General features: G+C 66.8%; 13 protein-coding genes. All 13 read right to left on the reverse strand.

The window, feature by feature from the left end:
- Window positions 1-6 precede the first annotated feature (6 nt).
- Window positions 7-438: a hypothetical protein gene (locus QMZ92_RS16355; RefSeq protein WP_283298110.1), complete on the reverse strand. Its 432-nt coding sequence runs from the start codon at window positions 436-438 to the stop codon at window positions 7-9.
- 71 nt (window positions 439-509) lie between these two features.
- Complete coding sequence (locus QMZ92_RS16360; RefSeq protein WP_283298111.1) at window positions 510-1,775, reverse strand: phage major capsid protein; 1,266 nt, start codon at window positions 1,773-1,775, stop codon at window positions 510-512.
- A gap of 10 nt (window positions 1,776-1,785) precedes the next feature.
- A complete protein-coding gene (locus QMZ92_RS16365) occupies window positions 1,786-2,949 on the reverse strand; it encodes an HK97 family phage prohead protease (protein ID WP_283298112.1) in 1,164 nt (387 codons plus the stop codon).
- A complete protein-coding gene (locus tag QMZ92_RS16370) occupies window positions 2,949-4,373 on the reverse strand; it encodes a phage portal protein (protein WP_283298113.1) in 1,425 nt (474 codons plus the stop codon). Before QMZ92_RS16370 ends, QMZ92_RS16365 begins: the two co-directional genes overlap by 1 nt.
- A complete protein-coding gene (locus tag QMZ92_RS16375) occupies window positions 4,373-4,591 on the reverse strand; it encodes a roadblock/LC7 domain-containing protein (RefSeq protein WP_283298114.1) in 219 nt (72 codons plus the stop codon). The genes QMZ92_RS16370 and QMZ92_RS16375 overlap by 1 nt, the downstream gene beginning before the upstream one ends.
- Window positions 4,578-4,811: a hypothetical protein gene (locus tag QMZ92_RS16380; RefSeq protein ID WP_283298115.1), complete on the reverse strand. Its 234-nt coding sequence runs from the start codon at window positions 4,809-4,811 to the stop codon at window positions 4,578-4,580. Before QMZ92_RS16380 ends, QMZ92_RS16375 begins: the two co-directional genes overlap by 14 nt.
- Window positions 4,812-4,822: 11 nt before the next feature.
- Entirely contained in the window at window positions 4,823-6,340 is a 1,518-nt protein-coding gene (locus QMZ92_RS16385; RefSeq protein ID WP_283298116.1) for a terminase large subunit domain-containing protein, read from the reverse strand.
- A complete protein-coding gene (locus QMZ92_RS16390; protein ID WP_283298117.1) occupies window positions 6,300-6,548 on the reverse strand; it encodes a hypothetical protein in 249 nt (82 codons plus the stop codon). The genes QMZ92_RS16385 and QMZ92_RS16390 overlap by 41 nt, the downstream gene beginning before the upstream one ends.
- 9 nt (window positions 6,549-6,557) lie before the next feature.
- Window positions 6,558-6,797 carry an HNH endonuclease gene (locus tag QMZ92_RS16395; protein WP_283298118.1) on the reverse strand — a complete coding sequence of 80 codons (240 nt, stop codon included), beginning with the start codon at window positions 6,795-6,797 and terminating at the stop codon, window positions 6,558-6,560.
- 794 nt (window positions 6,798-7,591) lie between these two features.
- A complete protein-coding gene (locus tag QMZ92_RS16400; RefSeq protein ID WP_283298119.1) occupies window positions 7,592-8,032 on the reverse strand; it encodes an ATP-binding protein in 441 nt (146 codons plus the stop codon).
- Window positions 8,033-8,035: 3 nt separating this feature from the next.
- On the reverse strand, window positions 8,036-8,323 hold the full coding sequence (locus QMZ92_RS16405; protein WP_283298120.1) for an HNH endonuclease: 288 nt from the start codon (window positions 8,321-8,323) through the stop codon (window positions 8,036-8,038).
- Window positions 8,324-8,338: 15 nt separating this feature from the next.
- Window positions 8,339-8,914, reverse strand: a complete 576-nt coding sequence (locus QMZ92_RS16410; protein WP_283298121.1) for a DUF4352 domain-containing protein — start codon at window positions 8,912-8,914, stop codon at window positions 8,339-8,341.
- 100 nt (window positions 8,915-9,014) lie between these two features.
- Window positions 9,015-9,227, reverse strand: coding sequence for a hypothetical protein (locus tag QMZ92_RS16415; protein ID WP_283298122.1), 213 nt, complete (start codon window positions 9,225-9,227; stop codon window positions 9,015-9,017).
- Window positions 9,228-9,230 lie beyond the last annotated feature (3 nt).

A 9,230-nucleotide genomic window follows, 5' to 3' on the forward strand; every position in this document is an offset into this window, starting at 1 on the left:
CACCCTTCAGGTCTGGCTCGTCAGCTCGACGTATTCCACGAGCACGCTGAATTTGCCGGCCGTCAAGTCAGCCGTTCCCACAGTGGCGACGATCGACCGGGCCGCGGTCGTCTTGATCGGCGCCGTAGTGGCGGTGAAGTCGCCCCGCTTCGCACCGGTCGACGACCACGGTGCGCCGGAGATCGCGTCCGCAGCGTTGATGTCCGCCGCAGACTCGACCTTGATGGCCACTGTCGCCGCGCCGCCGGACGTCAGCGCAGTGTCGACGTGGATCAGCGCATCCGTGATGATCGCGGCGGAGGGGATGGTGTCGCCGCGCAGCGTGATATCCCCACTTGCGCCGCCGTCAGTGGCGAAGTCGTACAGACCGCGCGCATACTTCTTGCTTCCCATCGCACTGCCCGCGGTCATCTTCCGCGCGCCAGCAATGACACCCATAGGTCACTCCTTAGTGCCGCGTGGGGCCACCGGCAGAGGTGACCCCACGCGCGAAGAGGTTGAAGGCCGGCCTACAGCCCGGTGACTACTGCGAAGGCCGACGGGCGGTAGTGGATCAGGGCGACGCGGACGTCGGCGCGGAGCGCGAGCTTGCCCTCGACGAAGTACGACGAGTGCGAGTTGCTGACCTGCACGTCGACACCGCGGCGAACCGCCAGCTCCGAGAAGTTGGTGTAGTCGCCCAGTACGGCCTTCGTCGCGGTCGGTGCCGTGGTCTGGATCACCGGCACACCCCAGATGCGCTCTGGGCCTGCCTCCGACGGGTTGCCCCAGATGTACATGCCGTCCGCGGTCCGCAGCAGCCGCACAGATTCCCACTTCGACGGGCGGATGAAGACGTGGGACGGCTCAGCGAACCCAGTGTCACGGATCTGTCGCATCGCCTTGTAGATGGCGTCCGGGATCGGGTCTGCGCCCAGGGCCTGCGTGTTGATGCCCGAGACGTTCTCGGTGCCGCGCAGGTTCGGGGCGGTGCCGTTGCCGACGAGGCACTGTGAGTCGAGGCGCTGCTGCAGCAGGAACGGCAGCCGGTTCTCCACGTAGGAGCGTGCTCGCGCCTCGTCCTCGAAGACCTCGTCGGTGACCGGCAGGAACGTCGCGATCTTCCGAACCTCGCTGGACTTCTCCGTCAGCGCCAGCGCCGATTCACCGTAGGCGTTGCCCTCGGTCGCCTCCGCGGCCGCGTTCGTCAGCGTGGTCTCTTCCATGTACTTGACCGTGCTGAACCCGGTGGTGGTCTGCGGGATGACGTTGACCACGTGCGGGGCCGGACGGGTCGCCATGTACTCGATGCGGCCGGTGCGCGGGTCGAAGGGATCCCAGCCCGCGCCGCCACCGGCGCCGGTCTCGAACAAGGTCTTGAGCTCGATGTCGAGGGTGGCCGAGGGGCCCGCGCTGCCGCGGAACTCCTTCACCGCCACGGAGTCCATCAGCAGGTCGGCGAACGACTTGCGCTGCTGACCGCCCTTGGTCTCCCGGCCGGGCATTGAGCCCGGCTCCGAGCCACGCTCGGTGTGCTCCTCGTGCTGCTTCGCCTCCGCGGCAGCGCGCGCAACAACGAGGAGCTCGTCGACCTTCTTCTTGCAGTCATCGATCTCAGCGTTCAGCTTGCCGATCTCGGCAACCTTCGCTGCGGTATCACCCGCGATCGACTTCACCTTCGACATGTCGTAGTCGGGCCCAGCCTCGGTCAGGATGTCCGCGAGGCTCTTACGCCTGGCGTCAAGCTTGCCCTGCGCGTCCCTCAGTGCCGGGAACTCGACGATCTCTGCAGTCATGACTCTCCGTTCAGATTCCGTTGACGCGGGCGACAGCGGCCATGAGCGTCGAGGCGATCTCGTCCTCGCTCACGGTGGACTGGTCGTCCTCGATGGGGTGCTCAAGCAGGCGCTGCAGTCGCTTCAGGTCGTCGCCGATCCAAGACAGGAGATCGGCAGTGACGGGCGACATGCCCCTGCCCTTGCGCGCGCGGAGAGCCATGACTTCCGTTGCGCGGTCGATGAGGCCGGAGACGGACGCCATTACGTCGGCGGCTTCGTCTCCGAACCTGAGGTTCTTCCGTGCACCGCCGGGGGCCGCACGCAGCTCGGGCGGTTCCCTGTCGGCGTCCATCAGGTGCGCCGCCAGGTGCTTGTAGACGGACTCACGGTCCGCCTCGGGGATGTCAGCACCGCCGCGGGCCCCGTTAAGGGCCGCGATCCCCGCGATGCATGCGCGGATGTTCGCAGGCCCGCCGACACCGTGGTGGTGCGGGAACTTGTAGTTGCTCTTCGCCTCCGGGTCGCCGTCCGGATCCACCCAGGCATACACGGTCCGAAGCTGCGACGGCCGCGCGTCCTCCGGCAGCGCCGCTACCGTCCCCGTCGCGTCCCACGACCTGGAGACCACCTCGGTCTCATGACGCGGGATACCTCGCTTAACGGCGGGCACCCCTGCCACTGACCGGAGCGAACCCCCGTCGTCGGCATCCGAGTCGACGTCCGCACTGCGCCCCTTCGCCGACAGGGTGCGTGTCCCAATTCCAGCACCGAGCAAGACCGGCGACACCTCGTGCACTGTGACACGATCCAAGTAACGGACCTGCTGGCCCTTCTCTTCGCCGAAGCTGTACTCGTTGATGTCGAAGCCGTATGACCACTCCTGGAGGCCGGCCTCGGACAGCTCCTTGACGGTCTCGAAGGTGTCCCGCCCGTGGGTAGTGCTCATAAAGAACTGACCCTCAAGGATGGCCTTCTTGCCCTTGATTCGAATGACGCCCTTACCGACGGGGAGGAGGCCGTCCCACGACTTGTGGCCGTAGGCGCTGATCCGCACCGGGGCCCCATCAGTGAACGCACCATCGCGGGTGAAGTCTCCATCGTGGTCGCGCACGCCAAGCGTCGCGAACACCGCAGTGACCTCTCCCTTCGACTCGTCCTTGATCTCGACCCCGCGCAGGGTTTTGGTGTCCATCACTGCCCCTCCTCGGCGTCATCCGAGTCATCTGGTGAACCGCCTGAAGCGGTGGGTCTTCCGAACTGGTCAACGCCGGGCCTTTGAAGCTGCACGCTGTAGAGGCCGGTATGGGCCAGGAGGCTCCAGTCCTCAGCTCGCACCGCGGCCACCACGCTCCCCGGGGTGTAGCCGGCGTCCGTAAGCTGCCGAATCGTCGATGCCTGCTGCCGCTGAATCTCAGCCGCGTCCTTTCGGTCCTCCCGCAGGAACGCGATGTCGCGGCCGTCGTACCAAAGCTGCGCCCCGGCCGGCGGGGGCACCAGCACCTGCAGCGCCGCTGACGCCTGTCGCCACAGCGGACGGACCGTGCCATCCGCGAACCGACGCCGGGCCGCCGAGAAGTTACCCGCGTTCAGCGCCGAACCCTGCAGCCCCTCGGAGAACCCCACCCACGACGGCGGCACGCCAGCCGCAGATGCGATCCGCGACTCGCCCTTGCCTTGAGTCTGAGAGAACTCCAGCTGCCGGAAGTCGAAGGTGAGCGGGGTGACGTCCGCGCCACCGCCGAGGAACAGGGTCTTGTGCGCGTTCTCCGCGCCCTGGTGCGACGCCTTGAACCGGGCCACGAACTTGTCGAATGTCTCCGGGGTCGTCTCCCGGGCGAACTTCACCACCATCGACGGCAGAGCCGCATTCTGAAACACGCTGTCCTTGTGCGACGTGGCCGAATTGTCGGATTGAATCTCCCGCAATACCGGCGTCAGCCACGACATGCCACGGAACCTTGCGACAGGGTCGGGGATCGGCGAGAAGTGCGCCACCTCATCCGGCAGCAGCAACACCGCCTCGCCCGACGGTGAGCCCATGCCCGTCCTGGAAACCGACCGTGGCTCATACAGGTACCCGACGACCTTCGTGTCCAGCGCGTAGGGATCACCGGAGGCGGACGCGAGAACCAGAGTGACCCAGTCCGGACGCATCCGCACCACCCGCCGACCCGGCCCCGTAGCGGCCTTGCCCACCCGGCCTGCATCGTCCGCGGTCGTGGCGTAGAAGTTCCCCGCCAAGTCCGCATCCTGAATCATGCGGACCAGCAGCTCACCCGTCGTGCCGCCAGGCCATGGAGCCTCCAAGAGCGCCAAGTCCTGCGTGCCGAACAGGTCTCCAGGGCGACCGCCGCGGAACTGGCGCCATGTCAGACGCGCCTCGGAAAACACCATCTGCCGCGCCAGCATGCACGCGAACACCGGCCCATTTCGCTTATACGCGCCCTCGACGTAGCCCTCGAAGTCATTCTCAATCCGCTCGCGGTCCGGCATCGTCGTCGACAGCAACGAAGAACGCAGGCTGTCCAGCGACCAGAACGGCGACTGCGTGAACTCCTTACGGCCTCCTCGAGGCCCGCCGCGCGCGGCGGCGATCCGCTCCAACAGCGTCGCCATCAGCCGGACCCATCCTCACCGGGAGAGCCGGGCCGGTAGACGTCGATACCGTCCACTCCGGCGATCACGCAGAACATGACGTCCGGCATCCGCGCCCTCAGCTCCTGCAGCATCTGGTCCGCCTGCTCGGCCGTCGTACTGCTCGGCAGCCGGATCAGAACGTTGTCGCCTGGGCGGATCACTCTCGCCTCGCCCGCGATCGGCTCACCCTCGCCCATCAGGCACCGCCTCTCGCCGCGCCATGCCTTCCTGCCAGCCGACGCGTACCGCGGCGAAGGTCCATGCCACGACCGCCCACATCGCCCTGCAGACCTTCGCCGCCAGCCAGCCGAGCGCGAACAGCACCCCGGCCACCAGCGTCAACAGCGCCGGGCCGAACCGAATCTCACGAGCTTCCGCAGAGATCCGACCCACCGGAATCCGCTCAAGAACAGCCACCGCAACCCCTCCTAACCCCAGGACACAAGTGGCTCGACCGGGCCCTCCGGCTCTTCGACCTCGGCCGTCAGTCCCCACCTGGCGAGCGTCACGCCCACCAGCGGGCTGATGTCCACGCCCACACCGCGGCGAGCCCACGCCCAGGCCTCACCCAGATCCCGCTTCCTGGCGCCCGCCAGAGCCGTAGAGAGCGGCGCCTGGTCCAAGTGCACGACGTCACCGGACGTGACCGCGTCGTAGAACTGGCCCGTCGCCTGGGCGATCTCCCTCGTCTTCGGCTTCACCACCTCTACGCCGAGCGCACGCTCGAGGTCAGTCAGGAGCGACCCGGCCGGACTGCCCGCATCGACCACCCAGCAGCGAGGCGACCAACGTTCATGCAGGTCACGGGCACGCTCGACCACCCAGTCCGTACCAGGCCGATTGTCGACAACCTCGACATGCACCGCAGATCCGTTCAGGCCAGCCACGCAGATCGAAGCGTGCGACCGCTCCGGCGTCACGTCGATCGCGAACGCCACCGGATCCGACGGCTGACTGTCACCATCCGCGAGAGCCCGCCACACGTCCTCGCCGATCACCGACCACGTGTCCGCCGAATCCGACGGATAGTCGCCGACGCCGAGACGCTCCCGGTTGAAGATCGCCTCACCCATCGACAGCCGCTCCCGCTCCGTGTGAGCCAGCGACAGGCGGTAGCCGAGCGCCGGGTTGGCCTTCGCCACAGACAGTGGCGACCGCGGATCGTCGTGGTCCTGGCAGTCCCGACTGCACTCCGTCACATGCGGGTTGACCGACCACTCCATGTAAGCGAGCGACGGGTCCGGCTCGCCCGACTCCAGCGCGTCCAGCGCCCGTTGCCGCAGCCGGCCGAGCTGCATCGACTGCGGGCCGATCCCCGCGCTACCCAGGTACCAGATCTGCGGGTTCCTCACCGCGGCCATGGTGGGCATGAGCGCGCCCATCGCGTCATCGCCGAGGATCATCGCCTCGTCCAGTACATTCAGGTTGCCGGTGAAGCCGCGACCGGAGCCACCAGAGCGCGCCAGGAACCGGAGCCTGGCACCGTTCATCATCTCGACGGCTTCCTCGCCCGTCGTGCGCCGCACGTTCCGCACCCGCTTACGCAGCGCATCCGTGTTCATGATGAGCCGCTCGATCCGAAGGAACGCCTCCTTGGCGGTCTTGAACTCGTGCGCCGAGTGCAGGATCAACTGCTCACCCAGCAGGAACAGGCCGGCCAACTCACGGGCCTCGATGACGCCGCCCTTGCCGTTCTGGCGCGGGACGTTGACGCAGGTCTCGAACGCCGACCACGAGCCGTCAGGCTGCTCGCCCAAGCCGACGTGAAGGACGAACTTCTGCCACTCATCGAGGACCAGTCCGGCCTCAGCGGCGAGCTCAACGGCCTCCTGGCCGGAGGAGGAGGAGAACGGCGGGAACGTGCAGATCCGGGGGCGCTGGACGCCGCGAGCATCCGGAATCTGGTCAGGCGCCGCGGCGCTTCGCACGGCGAGCTGCGAGGTCATCGACCGCGTCCCCCTCCTCGCCGACCGGAGCCAAGGCCCGGAGGATCTTCATCGTCGCGGCCAGCTCTCGGGCAACGACGGCTCGAGAGGTCGGGGCGTCGGTGTCGTCGAAGGTCTCGGCGAGGGAGATCGCCAACGCCGCTTGGCCAGGAGCGACTTCGGCAACGCGGAGCTGATCGATCTCGTCACGGATCTTGTCGGCGACCACAGCTCCCCCTCACCCGATCAGAGCCAGTTGCTGCGAACCCCGCGGCCCCTTGACGCTGTTGCACACGAAGTGCGCCAGCTGCACGTTCGCGCGGGTGTCGTCACCACCCTCGGACACCGGCACGACGTGGTCGATCGTCGGTGCCTTCGGGTGCGGCACCTTCTGCTTCATCGCCACCCGACCGCCACACAGACCACAGCGACCCTTGTCGCGCTCCGCTATCTCCGCCAGCGTGTACGGCTCCGACACCCCGCCGCGCTTAGCCGCGCGGCGACGTCGGCACTTCGCCTGCCAGTACAAGCGCTGCCGCTCACGAGCCTCAGGCGACAGTCCGCCACGCTGCCCCTCGCCCGCCCGTAGCAGGGCGCCGTAGTGCGCATCCTTGCACTTGCGAGAGCACCACTTCTGATCGCGACGGCGGGGGGTGTAGTTGGCTCCACAAGTGCCGCATTGCCTGGCCGACAGGGTCAAGCGACGGGCGTTCCACTTACACCGCTCCGAGCACCACCGCTGAGTGCTGCGGTAAGGCGTGAACGGGCTACTGCAACCTGCGCAGGCACGGGTGTTGGTCATCTCTGTCTCCCGGAAATGCGGAAGGTCCGAGCCGGGAGACTCGGACCTTCCTACCCGTCGTGATCAGCGACGGGGTGACTATGTGTGATGGATCGTCAGTTGATCTATGTCACTATGCGTGATCGCGATCTTGGTGACTGAGAGTGATTGTCAAAGTTGGACTTGATCAAGGAATGCAGTCAAGATCGTCTTTCAGATTTGACACGCAAAAATTTGGGCGCCAAGGGCTTTGGGGTCGCTCACCTGCACGTTCTTATGTGAGCTCCAGGGCCCCCTCCCCTGCGGGGAAGAGCCTTGCGATCAAGTCATCTCGTCGCGTTCTTTCGGCATCGATCGCAGCGCGTAACGCACCGTGGCATCACGCCTGCTGGCCTGACCGGGTCGGGTGCTGCCGCTGGGTGCACGGTGCCGGGCACCTGCCTGCCACCACTGCCGGTCACTGCCTGCGCTGATGGCTGGGTCACCTGCTGTCACCATGCCCGTGATGCCTGGCGCGTGACGCCCTGTGACCTCTGCTTGGCTTGCTGGTTGTACCAGCGGGTGGCGACTGCGGTCATGTCGTCGTGCCGCATGTCCCGCACTCGCTGCATGACGATGTCCTTGCCTGGGTCGACGGTGATGATCTTGGCGTCAAGTCTCCGGTACTTCGCGAGGGCTTTGGCGCTAGGCATGGTGTGGATCAAGAACACGTTGACCTTGTCGCGGTGCTTGATGGCCTCGTCGATGGCGGCGAACCGTGCGCGGTGAGCGACGGCGAGGAGGGTCTCGTCGTGCTGCCACTGCGGCGCGCCGGGGCCGGCGAGCGCGAGGGCTAGACGGTCGAGGTCGATGATGATGTCCGTCGCCCTGGCACGCGCCGTGATCCATGAACTCTTGCCAGCGGCCGGGGGTCCGGTGATGACGTAGAGCACTGGTCACCACCTGCGTGAGGCGCCTGCCGTCTTGACGGTCATGCGGTTACCTCGCCGGCTGTTGCACCGCCGGTGGGCTGACCGGGCGTTGGCTGGGTCGAGCAGGAGGTCGGGGCGCTTGGAGACGGGGAGCAGGTGGTCGAGGGTGAAGGCGAGCGGATGCTTGCTGGCCTCGGGCCCGGTGAGGCTGTAGTCGATGTCCGTGCCGCAGATCCAGCAGGGGTACTGCATGGCCCGCTGCTGGTCGCAGAGCCGCCGGTAGGGGCGCCCGTTGCGCGGGTTGCCAGCCACGGGCGCCTCCTTCGTCTACTTGGCGGGAGCCGTCCACTCATACGGCTCGGGGAGACTGTCGGGGGCGTACACGATGCGCTCAGGCCGCTGACTGTTGGGCACCAGGAATGGGATCACTCCTCGGGCGCAGCGGCCCTTCTTCACTGCGAAGCCCATGGGGAACTCGGGCTTGGACAGGAGGCCCGTAGCGCCGAACGCCTCGATGACGGTTCCGTCGGCGTAGGTCAGGGACCAGGGTGCCTGGCTGACCATGAACGAATCGCCGCTCGTGTTGCAGATCTTGGCGTCGACTGTGGCCCAGACGTCGCCGTCGTCGGCAGTGTCGGGTGGCGTGGGGCCCTTGACAGCCTGCGCGTAGCCAGAGACCTGAACAGTGAAGCTGTTCGCTTCGTCGGTCAGCTTCGCCTGCTCGCCGACCTTGAATTCGGTAGGCGTCGGCGGCTTGGAGCTGGGGTCGGATGCTGATGGGGTGCCGCTGTCGGCCGGGCTGGCGCTGGGCTTGGCTTCGGTCGTGGTGTCGCTGTTGCTGCCGCAGCCGGCGAGCGTGGCGATCAGGATGGCTGTGAGCGCGGCTGTGGTGGTGTGTCGCATGGTTCCCCCAGGACGTTGCGTGATGAGAGGGGGTCATCATGCGCCGGGCTGGGGCTGTCGTGAAGCGGAATGACCGTTCCGTGATGCTGCGTTCGGGCCGTCAGGTACTGACCGTGAGGTCGACGCGTTCCACGGACCGGAGGAGTCGGGACTGCACCGCGTACACGGCCTGATGCTGTCCGTCCTTGAAGATCGTGAAGATGCCCTCTTCGATGAAGTAGGCCGCAGCGATGCTCTTGGTCAGGACTGTTGTTTCGACGTCTTCGATGCGGGCCTTGAAGTCGTGCATCTGGGTGCGTGCTGGTACGGGCACGGG

The sequence above is a fragment of the Streptomyces sp. HNM0645 genome, assembly GCF_030056615.1.
Classification (GTDB): domain Bacteria; phylum Actinomycetota; class Actinomycetes; order Streptomycetales; family Streptomycetaceae; genus Streptomyces; species Streptomyces marianii.

Bases quoted from the DNA above. Each gene is read 5' to 3' on its own strand.
- QMZ92_RS16355 (WP_283298110.1), bottom strand. From the start codon at position 438: ATGGGTGTCATTGCTGGCGCGCGGAAGATGACCGCGGGCAGTGCGATG.
- QMZ92_RS16360 (WP_283298111.1), bottom strand. From the start codon at position 1,775: ATGACTGCAGAGATCGTCGAGTTCCCGGCACTGAGGGACGCGCAGGGC.
- QMZ92_RS16365 (WP_283298112.1), bottom strand. From the start codon at position 2,949: ATGGACACCAAAACCCTGCGCGGGGTCGAGATCAAGGACGAGTCGAAG.
- QMZ92_RS16370 (WP_283298113.1), bottom strand. From the start codon at position 4,373: ATGGCGACGCTGTTGGAGCGGATCGCCGCCGCGCGCGGCGGGCCTCGA.
- QMZ92_RS16375 (WP_283298114.1), bottom strand. From the start codon at position 4,591: ATGGGCGAGGGTGAGCCGATCGCGGGCGAGGCGAGAGTGATCCGCCCA.
- QMZ92_RS16385 (WP_283298116.1), bottom strand. From the start codon at position 6,340: ATGACCTCGCAGCTCGCCGTGCGAAGCGCCGCGGCGCCTGACCAGATT.
- QMZ92_RS16410 (WP_283298121.1), bottom strand. From the start codon at position 8,914: ATGCGACACACCACCACAGCCGCGCTCACAGCCATCCTGATCGCCACG.